At 44.7% G+C, this 17677-nt stretch carries 17 protein-coding genes; 3 read left to right on the forward strand and 14 right to left on the reverse strand.

Annotated elements, in window-relative coordinates:
• The first annotated feature begins 140 nt into the window (after positions 1-140).
• Both OCU36_RS03570 and OCU36_RS03575 read left to right on the forward strand, forming a co-directional pair.
• Positions 141-614, forward strand: a complete 474-nt coding sequence (locus OCU36_RS03570; RefSeq protein ID WP_261839072.1) for a GreA/GreB family elongation factor — start codon at positions 141-143, stop codon at positions 612-614.
• A gap of 80 nt (positions 615-694) precedes the next feature.
• Positions 695-1471, forward strand: a complete 777-nt coding sequence (locus OCU36_RS03575) for a YggN family protein (protein ID WP_261839073.1) — start codon at positions 695-697, stop codon at positions 1469-1471.
• Between the two features lie 83 nt (positions 1472-1554).
• Here the strand turns inward: OCU36_RS03575 and lipA are convergent, their stop codons facing one another.
• The 12 genes from lipA to leuS form a co-directional block, all read right to left on the reverse strand.
• A complete protein-coding gene (lipA, locus tag OCU36_RS03580; RefSeq protein WP_261839074.1) occupies positions 1555-2520 on the reverse strand; it encodes a lipoyl synthase in 966 nt (321 codons plus the stop codon).
• A gap of 4 nt (positions 2521-2524) precedes the next feature.
• Positions 2525-3184, reverse strand: a complete 660-nt coding sequence (gene lipB, locus OCU36_RS03585) for a lipoyl(octanoyl) transferase LipB (protein ID WP_261839075.1) — start codon at positions 3182-3184, stop codon at positions 2525-2527.
• Between the two features lie 195 nt (positions 3185-3379).
• A complete protein-coding gene (ybeD, locus tag OCU36_RS03590; RefSeq protein WP_029223108.1) occupies positions 3380-3658 on the reverse strand; it encodes a DUF493 family protein YbeD in 279 nt (92 codons plus the stop codon).
• Positions 3659-3890: 232 nt separating this feature from the next.
• Complete coding sequence (locus OCU36_RS03595; protein ID WP_261839076.1) at positions 3891-5072, reverse strand: serine hydrolase; 1182 nt, start codon at positions 5070-5072, stop codon at positions 3891-3893.
• A gap of 93 nt (positions 5073-5165) precedes the next feature.
• Positions 5166-6005, reverse strand: coding sequence for a septal ring lytic transglycosylase RlpA family protein (locus OCU36_RS03600; protein ID WP_261839077.1), 840 nt, complete (start codon positions 6003-6005; stop codon positions 5166-5168).
• Between the two features lie 3 nt (positions 6006-6008).
• Positions 6009-7130, reverse strand: a complete 1122-nt coding sequence (gene rodA / locus OCU36_RS03605) for a rod shape-determining protein RodA (protein ID WP_261839078.1) — start codon at positions 7128-7130, stop codon at positions 6009-6011.
• Positions 7130-9022: a penicillin-binding protein 2 gene (gene mrdA, locus OCU36_RS03610; protein WP_261839079.1), complete on the reverse strand. Its 1893-nt coding sequence runs from the start codon at positions 9020-9022 to the stop codon at positions 7130-7132. The genes rodA and mrdA overlap by 1 nt, the downstream gene beginning before the upstream one ends.
• A 7-nt stretch (positions 9023-9029) precedes the next feature.
• A complete protein-coding gene (rlmH, locus tag OCU36_RS03615) occupies positions 9030-9500 on the reverse strand; it encodes a 23S rRNA (pseudouridine(1915)-N(3))-methyltransferase RlmH (protein WP_261839080.1) in 471 nt (156 codons plus the stop codon).
• Between the two features lie 3 nt (positions 9501-9503).
• Positions 9504-9821 (reverse strand): ribosome silencing factor, encoded by a 318-nt coding sequence (gene rsfS, locus OCU36_RS03620; protein WP_004735247.1) that lies wholly within the window; start codon positions 9819-9821, stop codon positions 9504-9506.
• Between the two features lie 66 nt (positions 9822-9887).
• Positions 9888-10913, reverse strand: a complete 1026-nt coding sequence (gene holA, locus OCU36_RS03625) for a DNA polymerase III subunit delta (protein ID WP_261839081.1) — start codon at positions 10911-10913, stop codon at positions 9888-9890.
• Positions 10914-10925: 12 nt separating this feature from the next.
• On the reverse strand, positions 10926-11579 hold the full coding sequence (locus OCU36_RS03630) for an LPS-assembly lipoprotein LptE (protein ID WP_261839082.1): 654 nt from the start codon (positions 11577-11579) through the stop codon (positions 10926-10928).
• 179 nt (positions 11580-11758) lie between these two features.
• Positions 11759-14335: a leucine--tRNA ligase gene (gene leuS / locus OCU36_RS03635; RefSeq protein WP_261839083.1), complete on the reverse strand. Its 2577-nt coding sequence runs from the start codon at positions 14333-14335 to the stop codon at positions 11759-11761.
• A gap of 227 nt (positions 14336-14562) precedes the next feature.
• Here leuS and OCU36_RS03640 point away from each other — a divergent pair, with 227 nt between their 5' ends.
• Complete coding sequence (locus tag OCU36_RS03640) at positions 14563-15033, forward strand: zinc ribbon-containing protein (RefSeq protein ID WP_261839084.1); 471 nt, start codon at positions 14563-14565, stop codon at positions 15031-15033.
• Between the two features lie 97 nt (positions 15034-15130).
• Here the strand turns inward: OCU36_RS03640 and lnt are convergent, their stop codons facing one another.
• Together lnt and corC are read right to left on the reverse strand one after the other, a co-directional pair.
• Entirely contained in the window at positions 15131-16648 is a 1518-nt protein-coding gene (gene lnt, locus OCU36_RS03645) for an apolipoprotein N-acyltransferase (RefSeq protein WP_261839085.1), read from the reverse strand.
• Positions 16649-16680: 32 nt separating this feature from the next.
• Positions 16681-17571, reverse strand: coding sequence for a CNNM family magnesium/cobalt transport protein CorC (gene corC, locus OCU36_RS03650; RefSeq protein WP_261839086.1), 891 nt, complete (start codon positions 17569-17571; stop codon positions 16681-16683).
• Positions 17572-17677: the final 106 nt, after the last annotated feature.

Consider the following 17677-nt stretch of genomic DNA (forward strand, 5'->3'; position numbering starts at 1 on the left):
CTCTACCTGAATTATGAAGTATCGTTTGGGTGCTAAAGCGGGTGCTTATCTAAGATAGCATCACTTAACGGATCAAATGCCTTGCACCTGATTGTACCTAATTCTATTCTGTAGCTCCTATAGAAAAGCACGCCAAAAGTATGATTAAGTCTGAGCTTCGCCAAATAATTTTAGAGCAACTCGAATCCCGATTACGTATCGCACAATCTGCGACTCAACGCGCGATTGATGCGGCGACCGATGAAGAGACTGTGCCTGAGCATAAGTACGATACATTGGCACTAGAAGCGTCGTATCTTGCACATGGTCAAGCGATGAGAGTGCAAGAGTGTGAAGAGGATATTCAGTGTTATCGTCACTTAGTGCTGCGTGATAGTGAAAAGGTTACAGTGAGCAGTTATGTCGTGGTCATTGACGAACATGATCAATATAAACACTTTTTTATGGGACCAAGAGTCGGAGGACTTTCTGTTGTGTGGAATCATCATGACGTTGTTATCGTAACGGCAAATGCCCCATTTGGTCAGGCTCTAATGGGAAAAAGCGTTGGTGACGAGGTTGAATTTATGGTCGCTGAAAAACAGTTTTACTATGAAGTGATATCTGTCGAGTGATCTTGAGATATTAGACGTTTCTCTGACAAAGAGCGATGAACCAAGGGTATAGTAATTCGTCAGATTGATGAGAGAATGTTATGAAAAGCAATGTATTTATGAAAAACAGTGTATTAATCGCATCGTTAACAGCAGCCATCGCTGTTGTGAGTCTGCCTACTTATGCGGCGCAATGTCGAATTGATTTAAAAAATGAATTACACATCGATGACAATAAAGTCGAAATTCATCAGGTCAATGGTGATACCGCCATTTTTGATGGTAATAATGACTTGTATATTCATGGCGAAAAGGTTGAGCTTGACGCTAACCAACAAGCCGCTATCGAAAAGTACCGCGAGACCATGAGTGAATACCTACCTCGAGCCAAAAAAATGGCTAACGATAGCCTAGCATTAGCCGATGACGTTATTGATGAGATTGCCGCCGGTTTAGATGCCCCAGAATCGTTTGATAACGTAAAAGAATCAATGAAAACGTATATGACTGAACTCGAAGCCCGTTATTACAAAGGTGGCGAGTTAGTGCTGCCTGCCGATAGTTTTGACTCGATGGCGAGTGGTTGGTCTGAAGATTTTAAAAAGGCTAAGGAGATCTTTAATCGCGAGTTTATCGCCAGTGCTTTTAATGTGATGTCAGAAAAGATGAAGCAAGAGGGCGGGCTAAACTTTTCTGAACTGGCGGACAAAATGGCTGAATTAAAGCTAAAAGTTCAAGAGCGAATGAAAGAACACTCTCAACAAGTCGAAGAGGAAGCGAATGATTTCTGTGATTCTCTGGATGAGATGGCAGAGCAAGAGCAAGAGTTACATAAGATCGTTCCGAATCTAAAAGACTACCAAGTATTCACGATCTAATTTGAGTTTTGTTATGAATGAAAAAGGCGCTCAACCAATGGGGAGAGCGCCTTTTTTCATTTAGAATGAGCGTTAGATATCGATTACTTGATTTCCATACCTTGAGCTTGTAGGTCTGCGTGGTAAGACGAACGTACAAACGGCCCACACGCTGCGTGAGTAAAGCCTAGCTCTAATGCTATCTCTTTTAGCTCATCAAACTCTGAAGGCGGTACATAGCGTTCTACGGGCAAGTGGTGGCGGCTTGGTGCTAGGTATTGGCCTAGTGTCAGCATGGTTACGCCATGTTCGCGAAGGTCTTTGAGTACTTGGATGATCTCTTCTTTGGTCTCACCAAGCCCCATCATTACCCCTGATTTTGTAGGAATATCAGGATGCTGCTCTTTGAATTTCTTCAGTAGATTCAGTGACCACTTGTAGTTCGCACCTGGACGCGCTTTACGGTATAGACGTGGCGCTGTCTCTAGGTTGTGGTTGAAAACATCGGGTGGGTTGTCTTTCAGTAGTTCAAGAGCCACGTCCATACGACCACGGAAGTCTGGCACTAATGTTTCGATGCGAATATTTGGGTTTAGTTCGCGAATCTCACGATTACAGTCAGCGAAATGTTGCGCACCACCATCACGTAAGTCATCACGATCAACGGAAGTGATGACGACGTACTTCAGTTTCATGTCTTGAATTGTCTTAGCCAGTTTCTTCGGCTCTTCGGCTTCAGGAGCAACAGGGCGACCATGAGCGACATCACAGAACGGGCAGCGACGAGTACAGATAGCGCCAAGAATCATAAACGTTGCCGTACCGTGGTTGAAACACTCGGCTAGGTTAGGACAAGACGCTTCTTCACATACGGAGTGCAGGTTATTTTTGCGCATTGCTGATTTGATTTCTTGGATACGATGGCTGTCTGAAGGAAGTTTAATCTTCATCCATTCCGGCTTACGTAGTACTTCTTTCTGTTCAGCAGGCATATTCTTTACGGGAATTAATGCCATTTTGTCAGCGTCACGATATTTAACGCCTTTTTCCATTTGGATTGGTTTGCTCATGATTTTATGCTTCTGCTGTAATGTTACTGGTGGCTTGAATGTCTACTTGGTCATAGCCGAGTAGCTCTACGAGCTCTTGTATTAACTGTTGCTCAACGTTTTCTAGTTCACTTGGTCCGCCGAGTTGGCTTACCTGTGCCATTTCCATACCTTGATAACCACATGGGTTAATACGTAGGAATGGAGACAGGTCCATATCGACGTTGAGTGCTAGCCCATGGAACGAGCAGCCACGTCGAATACGTAATCCGAGTGAACAGATTTTCTTGCCATCGACATACACACCCGGAGCGTCAGGTCGGGCTGTAGAATCTATATTGTAAGCGTTCAGAGTATTGATTACGAGATTCTCAATATGAGTCACTAAATCACGCACTCCGAATTTTTTGCGGCGGATGTTAATCAGAAAGTAAGCCACTAATTGGCCAGGGCCATGGTAAGTCACTTGGCCACCGCGATCGCTTTGAATGACAGGGATATCACCGGCGTTGAGTATGTGCTCAGCTTTGCCTGCTTGTCCTTGAGTAAAGACAGGGTTGTGTTCAACCAACCAAACTTGGTCTACATCTTCATCCGTGCGTTCGTCTGTGAACCTATGCATGGCTTTCCATACTGGTTCGTAATCCTGACGGCCTAATTTTTTTACGATTAGCTTATTTTGCAAAATTGCACTCCCTCAAGGATTAATAAAGTGAACGCATTATAAACGCGAAACTGGTTTCTAACTACAGACGGACTGCAAGGTTTTTCAACTTTCTTTGTATTTATTGAAAATTCAGTTGAATGAATTTGACGTCAATAGGGGGCTTTAAACAAAAACAGCGGCAATAAGCCGCTGTTTTTCATGTGTCATCGGAGATTACAGTACCATACGAACGATTTCGATCTCACCGAGTTCTTTATACAGCGTTTCGACTTGCTCAATTGATGTCGCAGTAATATTGATAGAAACTGAGTGGTAGTTGCCTTTTGCACTCGGTTTTAGCGTTGGGCTGTAGTCACCAGGAGCATGACGCTGGATCACTTCTAGTACTAACTCAGTCAGCTCTGGTTTAGCGTAGCCCATTACTTTGTAAGTGAATGAACAAGGGAACTCTAAGAGGTCTTTTAGTTTTGCATCAGAATTGATGTTCATGATTAGCTCCAAAAGGCTAGACTCTCGCAAATTGGCGAAATGTCGATAAAAAGCGTGTTCGGTCAACAGACACGAGTAATAAGGCGGAATATTACGTGTAAATATCACCGAACTCAAGATCAACAAAAGCCGCACATGGCGGCTTTTGTTTAACTGAAGAGTAAATTATGAGCTTACTCATCCAGTTAGTTTTGCAATAAGCGAGTCTATTGCTTAGAACAAACTTTTGACTTATTTAGAATAAACCTTTGAACAGCAGTACTAGGTAGTCCCATAGGCGGCTAAATAGGCTACCTTGGTCTACATCTTCAAGTGCGAGCAGTGGGTATTCTGCAACGTCTTCACCATCTACTTGGTAGAACAGCTTACCGACAACATCGCCCTTACTGATTGGTGCTTCTAGCTCTTTATCAAGAACGAAGCTTGCTTTTAGGTTCTTGGCTTGGCCACGAGGTAGAGTCACGAACGTATCTTCATCCACACCTAAAGCAACCGTGTCTTGGCTACCCATCCAAATTTTCTCATCAACGAAAGTTTCACCCGCTTTATGTGGTGCAACTGTTTCGAAGAAACGGAAACCATAGCTCAGTAGCTTCTTGCTTTCTGTTTTACGAGCGTTAGCACTTTTCGTGCCCATCACCACAGCAACTAGGCGCATTTTACCTTCTGTTGCTGAGCTTACTAGGTTAAATCCAGCATGGCTGGTATGGCCTGTCTTAATGCCATCCACGTTCATGCTTTTATCCCACAACAAACCATTTCGGTTGTATTGGGTAATACCGTTGTAAGTGAATTTTTTCTGTGAATAGATTCGATACTCGTCAGGGACGTCACGAATTAGGGCTTGACCCAGTAGCGCCATATCATAAGGCGTTGAGCGTAGGTTTGGGTTATCTAGACCATGAACATTTGCAAAGTGCGTGTTGTCCATACCGATAGAGCTTGCCCAAGCGTTCATTAGGTCAACGAACGCATCTTCAGAGCCTGCAATATGCTCAGCCATCGCCACACAGGCGTCGTTACCTGATTGGATGATAATGCCTTGGTTCAACTCTTTAACTTTAACCGTTGTACCAACTTCGATGAACATCTTAGATGAGTCTGGGAAATTTTTAGCCCAAGCGTTTTCACTGATCACTACATCGTCGTCTGAGGTGATGTTGCCACGTTTTAGCTCTTGGCCAATGACGTAGCTTGTCATCATCTTGGTTAAACTTGCTGGAGAAAGTTGAGTGTTCATCTCTTTCTCTGCTAGTACTTTACCCGAATGGTAATCCATCAAAACAAAACCCTTAGCGGCGATTTGTGGTGCATCAGGTACAACAATTGGAGCGGCGAATGACGATGTCGCTATCGTTGCTGAAAGTGCAACAGAAGTAGCAAAAATCGATTTAACAAGTTTATTAGATTTTTTCATTTTGAATGCAATTATTTGGTGAACTATTGGTATATTAACAGAATCACTCTGTCACACCAGAGCGTTGATTACCAGAAGTAACTTTTAAGTTAATTAGCGATTTAGCGTCTGTTTTTTTATATAAGCTGACGGGTAACCCATTAACTTAACTTGTTTTAACTTCTCTTGAGTCAGAGCATAGTCATGAAATGGCCCAAGCATTAATCGGTAGTTGTCGTCATTTGACTGCAAGAAGGTGGCTACTGCTAGTTTTTCACCGAGATCTTTGGCTAACTTCTCTGTTCTATCTTTATAAGAAGACGTGGCGACCTGAATAATAAATTGCGGTAAAGTGGCCTTTTTATTTACGTCGTTTGGCATCGCAACAGTGATGACCTCAATCTCGACATTTGCAGTGCCTGTTCTCAATACATCGAGTTTGTAAGCTGCCGCATAACTAAGATCAATGATTCGCCCTTCATGAAATGGGCCGCGGTCATTGATACGAACAATTGTCGTTTTGTTGTTATCGGTGTTGGTTACTTTTACATAGCTTGGAATAGGCAATGTTTTGTGTGCTGCCGACATGGAATACATGTCGTAGATCTCGCCATTTGAGGTTAAGTGGCCATGAAATTTTTTACCGTACCAGGATGCTTTGCCTCGCTCTTTAAACCCTTCCGCTTTTTTGACTATTTTATAGTCTTTACCCCGCAGAGTGTAATCACTATTCCCCCCTAAACTGTATGGTTCATATTGAGGGTGAGCATCCTCTATGTGCTCCACTGAAATAGGAGAATCGGGCGCAATATCAGCGTCGATATCATAGCGACCGCTGGGCTTATTTGAAGAACAACCATTGATGAAAATAGCAAGGCCAACAATAGAGACTATTTTTTTGATTGGCAGTGTATCAGCCAAGATGTTTTTTTTTGGAGACGTTAAAGTAGACATCGATTAGGTCGCCTTTGAGAATGCTTTTCTGTGTGTATGAATTGACATTAAAATACCAAAGCCCGCCATCAAGGTAACCATTGAAGTACCGCCATAACTGACTAGAGGAAGAGGGACGCCCACGACGGGCAGAATGCCACTCACCATGCCAATGTTTACGAAAATATAGACAAAGAAACTCAGTACAATACTGCCGCCCATCATTCGACCAAATGCGGTTTGAGCTTGGCTGGCAAGTACTAAACCGCGTCCAATAATGAACAGATAGATGGCGAGTAAGCACAAAATGCCGATCATGCCCCATTCTTCAGCAATCACGGCAAAAATAAAGTCAGTGTGTCGTTCTGGAATGAACTCCAATTGAGATTGAGTGCCCTGTAGCCAGCCTTTTCCTGAGATACCCCCGGAGCCTATCGCTATTTTACTCTGGATAATGTGGTAACCCGCTCCTAATGGATCGGACTCAGGATTAAAAAGGGTTCTTACGCGTACTTTTTGATATTCGCGCATCAAGAAAAACCACAAAATGGGAATAAACCCACCCAGTGCAATTGCCGCACTGGCGATGATCTTCCAGCTAATACCTGCAAGGAATATCACGAATATACCGGACGCAGCGATAAGGATAGAGGTGCCTAAATCAGGTTGCTTTGCGATTAAAATCGTCGGTACAAACACCATCACGAGAGAGATCGCTAACGTTTGGAAAGTCGGTGGAAGCGAGCGCTTACCGATAAATCGCGCCAACATTAAAGGTACGGCTAGCTTTAATAACTCGGAAGGTTGAAATCGAACAAAACCGAAATTCAGCCAGCGCTGAGCGCCTTTAGAGGCTTCACCAAAGAACAGTACGCCGAGTAGCAAAATGACCCCTCCAGCAAATAATAAGGGAGCTAAGCTTTCATAGGTTCGCGGTGAGATTTGAGCCAAGAAGATCATCACACCGAGAGACAGAGCCATGCGCATCGCCTGACGATCCATCATTACAAGGCTTTTTCCGCTTGCGCTGTACATGATCAGTAGGGCAAAGCCCATTAAAACCAGAATGCCAAGCAAGAGTGGTAGGTCGATATGCAGCCTTTCAAATAGAGCTCTATTTCGTCCAGTTGATGGATCAAGTTTCATTATTTTATTGCCTTACTTTCATAATCATCTGCAAGGATAATATGGTCTAAAATTCTTCTTACTACCGGGCCGCCATTTGACGAACCGCCACCGGCGTTCTCTAGAACGATAGTCACAACCGCTTCAGGAGCCTCAAAAGGTGCATAACCGGTAAAGAGAGCGTGATCGCGTAAGTGCTCCGCGATTTCGTCTGCGTTGTACTCTTCATCTTCTTTTAGGCCGAATACCTGTGCTGTACCGGATTTACCTGCAGTTTGGTAAGACATCTTCTGGAATGAGCGCCTTGCCGTACCTTTCTTACCATGGTTAGCCCGTCGCATGCCTTCCTGAGCGATTTCCCAATACTTTTTCTTAACGCCGGTCAGCGGTGGGTAAGTTTCAATGTCCGACATGACTTGTTCATCGAACGGGCGACTGTTATCTATGGTTGCACGCAATAGATGAGGGGCTCTGACTTCCCCTTCATTAACTAATACTGATGTCGCTTTTGCAATCTGCATAGGGGTCGCAGTCCAGTAACCTTGACCAATGCCAACGGGGATGGTGTCACCTTGGTACCAAGGCACACGGTGTCTTGCCATCTTCCAATCACGGGTTGGCATATTGGCTTTACTCTCTTCATAGATATCGATGCCAGTATAATCACCAAATCCGAACATCATCATCCATTTAGATATGCGATCAATACCAAGATCGTAAGCTATTTGGTAAAAGAAAGTATCCACCGACTCTTCAATCGCTTTTTCTATATCAACCACGCCGTGTCCCCAGCGTAGCCAATCACGGAATGGTCTTGTTTTTGAGTTAGGGATCTTCCAATAACCTGGGTCATTACGCGTTGTCTTCGGTGTAATAACGCCTTCTTGCAAAGCAGCAACTGCAATGAAGGGCTTGATCGTCGAAGCTGGTGGATAGATCCCTAGCGTTGCACGGTTAACCAAAGGTCGGTCTTTGTCTTGAAGCAGCGCGTTATAACCTTTAGACGAAATACCATGTACGAATGCATTTGGGTCGTAGCTTGGACTCGACACCATGGCTAATACGCCATTGTCTTTCGGGTCGAGAACAATGGCTGAACCACGGCGGTTATCCAGTAATTTATGTACATACAGCTGCAGTTTGATATCCAAATTGAGCACGATATCTTTACCCGGAACTGAAGGGACAAACTTCAGGGTGCGGATCACTCGTCCACGGCTGTTGACTTCGACTTCTTGATAGCCCGCGGTACCGTGCAGTATGTCTTCGTAGTAGCGCTCAATGCCAAGTTTACCGATGTCGCGAGTCGCTTGGTAATTTGCGTCTTTTTCTTCTCTCGCTAAGCGTTGCATATCACGATCATTGATGCGAGATACGTAGCCGATTACATGAGTCAGCACATCACCATAAGGGTAGAAACGTTTCAATGTTCCTGTTACTTCAACGCCAGGAAATTTGTGTTGATTTGCAGAAAAGACGGCCACTTGCTCTTCGGTCAGCTGATTTAAAATCGGGACTGATTTAAAGCGTCGTGAATTCAGACGCTCACGATTAAAGCGTTCGATACGTTCTGGTGGGATCTCGATTAACGCTTGTAAGCGACGCAGCGTCCCCTCCATATCTTGAATTTTTTCAGGTATGATTTCCAGGTTGAAAACAGGGCGGTTTTCGGCCAAAAGCACCCCATTTCGGTCGTAAATTAAACCTCGGGTAGGGGCAATTGGAACGACCTTAATTCGGTTATCGTTCGATCGTGTTTTATAGTCCTGATATTGATTGATCTGGATATGGTACAGGTTAGCCACCAATATCGACATCATCACAATGATCCCTATAAACGCAACAAAAGCACGGCCAGTAAATAGTCGTGCTTCTGCTTTGTAATCACGGATTTGGCTACGTTTACGTAACATTAACGGATTATTCTCGATGATAAGGGTGGTTAGCTGTGATACTCCAAGCTCGATACAAGCTTTCGGCCATGATCACGCGTACTAATGGGTGAGGAAGCGTCAGTGCTGATAAAGACCAGCTTTGGTCTGCTGCCGATTTACAAGCTGGTGCTAATCCTTCAGGGCCCCCAATAAGGATAGACACATCACGTCCATCCAACTTCCAACTTTCTAGCTGCTCAGCCAGTTGAGGGGTATCCCACTTTCTACCTGGGATATCAAGCGTGACAATGCGGTTACCTTTTGGAACCGCAGCCAGCATGGCTTCGCCTTCTTTTTGAAGAATGCGTGCAATGTCGGCATTTTTACCGCGCTTTCCTGCCGTGATCTCAACGAGCTCTAATGGCATATCGTGAGGGAAGCGGCGTTTGTATTCTTGAAACCCTTCTTCAACCCACTTTGGCATTTTTGTACCAACTGCGATTAACTGGATCTTCAAAGCTTAGCCCCAAAGTTTTTCGAGTTGGTACAGTTCACGATGCTCTTCTTGCATAACGTGAAGCATGCTTGTGCCCATATCTAGAACAACCCATTCACCTTCTTGCTGGCCGTCCATACCGAGTGGTTGCATACCCGCTTTACGCACTTCATCAGCAACATGCTGTGCAATAGAGGCAACATGGCGTTTCGAGGTGCCAGTACAAACAATCATGTAATCAGTCACACTTGATTTACCTTCGACATCGATAGTCACAATCGATTCTGCTTTCATGTCGTCGGCTTTGTCGGCAAGAAAATCTTTTAATTCTTCACGTAACACGGGGTGTTCCTTTAATCTGAATTTAGCTTTGTTTAGGATCTATTGACCCTAGAATATAACACGCTTTTATACGTGAGATGGTATTGAAGCTGAAGGGAGACAAAACTCCACACTCAACTGATGAATTAGTGGCCAAGGCGACTGCTCATACTGGGTTTTTGTGATCAATTCAGCTTGAGTAAGCAACGCAAACAGGGAGTGTAATTGAGACATTGAAACTCTAGTTAGCGCCGCGTTATAAAGAGGCTTCTTTGATTGCCAGATACGCTGTTTCTCGAAGACCTGACCAATCGGCATCTGCTGCATTTGTTGCTGCATTTGTAATAGCAAAACAAGCTCACGTTGTACGCTACGCAGTAAAATAACGGGCTCAATACCTTCCGCTTCCAATTGTCTTAGAATTCGTTGTGCTCGATTCCCTTTACCTGCCAGTAGGGCGTCACTCCAATGGAATGGAGTAAAATGGTTATGTCGGCTTAGTGACTCTTGAAGGCGGACTAATGTGAGCTTTCCATCGGGATACTGAAGCGCCAATTTTTCTAAGCTTTGTGTCAGAGCAAAAAGATTGCCTTCGTGCCATTGCGCGAGCATCTGAATGGCTTCAGGATCGGGTGATAAACCGATTTTACGGCAGCGTGCTTGGACAAACTGAGGTAATCGACCGACATCTGGCGTTAAACAGCTTACCCAATGCCCTTGGTTCGAGAGTGCCTTAAACCATTTAGCATTCTCCTGAGCCTTCGTCAGTTTCGTTCCTATTAATATCAATAAGATATCGTTGTGGATATGCTCAGAAATCGCGAGTAATTCTTTCGCTATCGCCGCATTAACCCCAGATTCCGGCAGCTCAAGCTCGATGATCTGGCGACTTGAAAATAGGCTCAGTGCTTGAGTACAGTCGTAGACTTGATTCCAATCTAGACTGCTATCAATTGCAAAGCGGTGACGTTCTTCGAAGCCTTGTTGTTTTGCCGCTTGTTGAATCGCTTCTCGGCTCTCTTGCAGCAGTAGTGGCTCGTTACCAAAAATGAGGTAAACATGACTCAACTGTTTAGCGAGTTGCTCAGACAAGCGGTCAGCAAAAATACGCATCAAATAGACCTATTATTCAACAGATTCAATTGATTGTGATTGATCGGTTGAGCTTGAAGTGCTCTCAACGTCGTCAATTTCGATGTTCTTGATGTCATACTGCTGCTCAAGGTCTTTCACTTGTACGTTTTCCAAAGCTTCATGCTCCATGCTCCCTGCCGCAATCGTGGCTTTCAATCGAGCCATCTGACGAAGGATCTGGCTTGTCGCAAGTTTTCGCATTTCATCTTCGATCATGTCTCGTTCAACCGATTTCGCGAGTGCGGTTAACGGGTTATCAAGATAACTACGGGTTACACTGGTTGAGAATGTTTTTGAGCCAATTTCAGGAATCGTTACTCGATATGAAGCTCGAAATGTTAGTTCTTTCTCTGCTGCACGAGTGTTTTGGTAGAGAGACAGCGTTCTCTCACCAACGCTCTCACTAATAATATGCAGGTTAGGGGTGTTCTCAGCCGGTGGCACAATTTCAACATCATTCAGACGCAGTTGACCTTTCATCATACGCGTAAACGTACTGTATTGGTCGTAACTGGTTACTGAGATCTTGTTAAGCTCTTCAGGCACTGAGTAATCACCACGTAGGTGGAAACCACACGCACTTAATAGGCTAACGGTTAAAACAACAACAGTAACTTTCAATGAAGATAGTGAAATCAGGCGCATTATTGGATGGCTCTCATGACGGTAGAATACTTATTTAAAAGCTTTAGTTTGTTTGAGTGGTTAGGCTCAAGTCTAAAGCGCTTAAATAAGTAGACAGGGTAATTAGTTACCCTGTCTACAGACTGCTTTTGATGAATTAAGTTCGTTAATTCTTTAGCAATGGCATTGTGCTAACAAAATTAGTTAGCAACGATGTTTAGAAGCTTACCGGGTACGAAGATAACTTTACGAATCGTTAAGCCATCTAGGAACTTCTTAGCGTTCTCATCGTTTAGACCAAGCTCACGAACTTGCTCTTCTGTGGCATCTGCAGCAACCGTTAGTTTCGCACGTAGCTTACCGTTGATCATGACAACGATCGTTTTCTCGTCTTCAACTAGCGCTTTCTCATCGAAAGTTGGCCATGTTGCTGAGTCTACGTTTGATTCACCAAGCGCAATCCACATTTCGTATGAGATGTGTGGAGTCATTGGGTAAAGCATGCGAACCACGGCTTTAAGTGCTTCGTCAAGAATGGCACGGTCTTGTGCTGATTCTTGTGGCGCTTTCGCTAGCTTGTTCATCAGTTCCATGATCGCAGCGATTGCTGTGTTGAACGTTTGGCGTCGGCCAATATCGTCCGTTACTTTCGCGATGGTCTTGTGGACATCACGACGCAGTGCTTTTTGGTCGCCAGATAGCGCAGAAGCATCAACCGATTCAGCCACCCCTTTAGAAGAGTGAGCGTGAACCAGTTTCCATACACGTTTAAGGAAGCGGTTTGCCCCTTCAACACCAGATTCTTGCCATTCAAGCGTCATATCAGCAGGTGATGCAAACATCATGAATAGACGCACTGTATCTGCACCGTACTTGTCGACCATCTCTTGTGGGTCGATACCGTTATTCTTAGACTTAGACATTTTGATCATGCCTGAGTGCTCTACGTCACGGCCTTGGTTGTCGACGGCTTTTTCAATGCGACCTTTTGCGTCACGTTCAACTGTGACATCTGTCGGTGCAATCCACTCTTTAGTGCCTTTGTCGTTTTCGTGATAGAACGCGTCAGCCAGAACCATGCCTTGACATAGCAGTTGCTTGAACGGTTCGTCAGACGTTACGTAACCCGCATCACGCAGAAGCTTGTGGAAGAAACGAGAGTAAAGCAGGTGCATACAAGCGTGTTCGATACCACCAACGTATTGGTCAACGGGTAGCCAGTAGTTTGCTTTTTCAGGATCTAGAATGTCGTCAGCTTGTGGTGAACAGTAACGTGCGTAGTACCATGAAGACTCCATGAACGTATCGAACGTATCCGTCTCACGGAGAGCAGGTTCGCCATTGAATGTGGTTTCAGCCCAAGACTTGTCTGCCTTGATAGGGCTCGTTACGCCATCCATTACCACGTCTTCAGGTAGAATAACGGGCAGTTGGTCCGCGGGTACTGGGTGAACTTGACCGTCTTCAGTAGTGACCATTGGGATTGGCGCACCCCAGTAACGCTGACGAGAAACGCCCCAGTCACGTAGACGGAAGTTTACTGTCTTCTTACCTTTGCCTTCAGCTTCAAGCTTCGTAGCGATTGCATCGAATGCTTCTTGGAATGCAAGGCCATCGAATTCACCAGAGTCGAACAGGACACCTTTTTCAGTGTAAGCCGCTTCAGACACATCCAGTTCAGAACCGTCTTCAGGTTTGATGACTGGGATGATATCGATGCCGTACTTAGTTGCGAACTCGTAGTCACGTTGATCGTGAGCAGGAACCGCCATTACCGCACCTGTGCCGTAATCCATAAGTACGAAGTTTGCTACGTATACAGGAACAACACGACCGTTAAGAGGGTGGATAGCCGTTAGGCCGGTATCCATACCTTTCTTTTCCATCGTTGCAAGTTCAGCTTCAGCGACTTTAGTGTTACGACACTCTTCAACGAAGGCCGCAAGTTCTGGGTTGCTCTTCGCTGCTTTCTCTGCCAGAGGGTGACCAGCTGCGATACCTACGTAAGTGACGCCCATCAGTGTATCTGGACGTGTTGTGTAGACTTCTAATGGTGTTTCTTCGCCGTTAACAGCGAAAGATAGCTCAACACCTTCAGAGCGACCGATCCAGTTGCGCTGCATGGTCTTAACCATTTCAGGCCAACCTTCAAGGTTGTCTAGATCGTCGAGTAGCTCTTGAGCGTATTCAGTGATTTTAATGAACCACTGTGGAATTTTCTTTTGCTCTACCGGCGTATCACAACGCCAGCAGCAACCATCTTCTACTTGCTCATTTGCCAGAACCGTTTGGTCATTTGGGCACCAGTTCACAGAAGAAGTCTTCTTGTAAACGAGGCCTTGTTGGTAAAGCTTAGTGAAGAACTCTTGCTCCCAACGGTAGTACTCAGGCGTACAGGTTGCGAATTCACGGTTCCAGTCGTAACCAAAGCCTAGAAGTTTAAGCTGGTTCTTCATGTACTCAATATTTTCGTAAGTCCATGGTGCCGGTGCTGTGTTGTTTTTAACTGCTGCGTTTTCAGCAGGCAGGCCGAACGCATCCCAACCAATTGGTTGCATTACGTTTTTGCCTTGTAGACGTTGAAAGCGAGATACCACATCACCGATGGTGTAGTTACGCACGTGGCCCATGTGCAGTCGGCCACTTGGGTAAGGGAACATAGAAAGACAGTAGAATTTTTCTTTGTTTGGGTCTTCACTTACAACGAAAGTCTCGCTGTTATCCCAGTGTTGTTGAACCTTTTGTTCAATCTCTTGCGGGTTATATTGTTCTTGCATCGATGGTATCCGGTTATCTTGGAATTTGTGAGTTCGGTTAGAACAGAATCTTACAGATCATCATAGAATACCTAAAGGAGCTGAGTACAACAATAGTTATACCCTGCATACTTGCAGTTGTAGTCTGGTTGATGGCCTAAATTTCATCTAATTGCTAAGAAGAGCTATGCTAAAAGGTATGAATTACATTTGTTTGTTAAAGGTTTGTAATCTTAAGGAGGTCGTTTATGTCGATAAAAAAAACGCTCTATGAAGACGTCGTTGAAGAGGTCATTGAAACGCTGAAGCATAGTCCTGAAGAGCTCAACCACAAAATTGAAACGTCAGGTAAATTCGCCCAAGCCGCCAATGACATGACAAAAGATGAGCTTGCATTAATTTCCGCTTACGTAAAGTCGGATTTAAAAGAGTTCTCCGAAAGCTATGAAGAGAGTAAGAGTAGTCCATTTTATTTGATGATTACGGACTCTATTTGGCAGGGGTTACTCGATATTACTGATCGTACTAAGGTGGAGTGGGTTGAATTATTTCAAGATCTGGAGCAACAAGGGTTATACCAAGCAAATGAGGTTATTGGACTCGGCACCCTGATATGTGATGATTGTGGGCATCAAACTGAATACAACCATCCAACGACGATCATTCCATGCATTAAATGTGGTTCTAAAGGGTTTAGTCGTAAAGCCCTTAAGCCGTAAGCTCCTGAACCATAGCATATCAAGGTAAAACAACAGTAATAAAAAAGGGTTGACCCAGCCAGTCAACCCTCAAATCACTTTTCTACGAATGTCTAATCTAGCTTTTTGGCTTTCTTATTACCCAACCAATCACCAAGCTGAGCATCGCCCAGATATACAGTGGCCAAGTACCGACTGTGTGGTAAGGCGTTTGACCATCTGTTGAAATGAGTTCAGCTTTCAGTACTGCCGTTTCAAACTGAGGTATCTGCTTGATGATGTTGCCTTTGTAATCGGTTACGGCCGTCACCCCATTGTTAGTCGAGCGAATAACGGGTTTACCAAGCTCCAGAGCGCGCATCTGTGCGATCTCCATATGTTGTAATGGCCCAATCGAATGTCCAAACCAAGTATCGTTAGAAAGCGTTAAAATGAAGTCGGTATCATCCGTTACGCTTTGCCTTACTTGCTCATTAAAGATGATTTCGTAACACAATGCAGGAGCCAAGTGTCGTCCATTAGCTACGATGTTTGGTTGAACAAAGTCGCCACGGCTGAACGATGACATCGGCAAGTTAAATAATGGTGCTAATGGGCGTAAGATCTTTTCAAACGGCACAAACTCACCAAACGGCAAAAGGTGATGTTTATGATAGCGTTCGTCTGGGTCGTAGCTGTAGTCACCATAAGGATTCACCCCTAGAGAAAGGATACTGTTGTAGTATTTTTTATCTTCAGACTGATTAAGCACACCTGTGATGATCGAGCTGTTGTTCATCTTCGCTGCGCTATCTAAGTTACGTAGGAAAGATGGGATCTCGACTTCAAACGCGGGAATTGCAGCTTCAGGCCAAATGATGATATCCGCATCCCAGTTTTCTCTGCTTAGGTCGGTATATTTCATCATGGTTGGCCAGCGATGACTTGGTAACCATTTGCTGTCTTGATCGATGTTGCCTTGTATTAAAACGACAGACGTAGTTTTCTCAGGGTTTGGCGTGACCCAATCGATATTTCGAATACCAAAACCGGTACTAAATACGACAGCAGGGATGAGGCCAACACTCCATCGTTTGTTGATCACCATATAGGCAAGTGCAGAGGCGGAAACAATCACAGCCAGAGTCACTAACTCGACGCCGCCAAGCGGTGCAAATGACCCCAAAGGCGAATCGATTTGGCTGTAGCCTAACCAAAGCCAAGGGAAGCCCGTCATGACCCATCCGCGTAACCAATCACTGATTAGCCACAGGACTGGAGCTGCTAGGAAAAAGCGGCTTAAGTTATTGGTCGGGAAGTACTTGTTCAAGCTCCAGGTAAACAGACCAGAATAAACGGCTAGGTAGCCAATGAGCAATGCCATCAAAAAGAGGTTGGCGGCCTGGGGCATACCGCCAAAATGTTCAATACTGACGTAAACCCAACTGACGCCCGTTGTAAATTGACCTAAACCCCAAGCGTAACCAATCCAAAGTGCGTGTTTAGGCGAACGGTTATGGATCAGTAGCAGCAGTAATGCGGGGCTGAGAATCGCAAGAGGCCATATTGAGTATGGTGCGAATGAAAGAGTGGTTATAGCGCCAACAAAAACGGCCGCAAGCGGCCGTAATAGGCGATGAATAAAGGTATTAGTCATCTGATTTCTGTCATCTCTTTAGAGAGAAGTTGTTATTCTTCGATAGTCGGAAGAGGCTGCTCGTCAGGAATGGTTACCTGAAGCTGAATCACACGACGGTTATCTGCGGATGTTATTTTGAAATGGTAGTTATCGATTTCTACAATTTCGCCACGAACCGGCAAGTGACCGAGTGCTGTCATGACCATCCCACCGATTGTATCCACTTCGTCATCATTGAAGGCTGTGTTAAACGTATCGTTGAACTCTTCAATGGTTGTTAAAGCTTTAACAGAGAAAGTATGCTTACTCAGCTTACGAATATCTAGCTCTTCCTCATCGTCGAACTCGTCTTCAATTTCACCAACGATTTCTTCGAGGATATCTTCAATGGTTACTAGGCCAGAGACACCGCCAAACTCATCGACAACGATAGACATGTGATAACGCTCTTCTTGGAACTCCTTCAGTAGGCGATCAACACGCTTACTTTCAGGAACAACAACAACAGGGCGAATCACTTGTTCGATGTCAAATGGAGCACTGTCTGAACCTAAGTACTTAAGTAGGTCCTTCGCTAATAGAATGCCTTCAACATGGTCTTTGTCTTCACTGATCACTGGGTAGCGAGAGTGTTGAGCATCAGTAATCAGCGCAATCAATGTGTCTAAGTCATCGGTGCGTTCAACTGTAACCATTTGAGATCGAGGCAGCATAATATCGCGGACTCGCATCTCTGAAATTTCCATAACACCCTCGAGCATGTCGCGCGTGTCGTGGTCAATTAGGTCATTGATTTCTGAGTCGCGAATTACATCGACGAGCTCTTGGCGATCTTTCATCTCACCTTGAAATAGTTGGCCTAGGCGTTCAAAGAAGGACTTTCTACTCGGACCTTCAGATTTTTTACTTCCCTCAGAAGTGGGGGGGTTACCTTCGTTCATGATTTCTCAAAAAATAACGCTATCAGAAGTGTGATAGCACACATCACAACTCAGATTCCTGTAAAAATAACAGGTTCGATGAGTTATTGTTTCTCTGCAATCTACT

Origin of the sequence: Vibrio artabrorum, assembly GCF_024347295.1 — a bacterium.
GTDB lineage: Bacteria > Pseudomonadota > Gammaproteobacteria > Enterobacterales > Vibrionaceae > Vibrio > Vibrio artabrorum.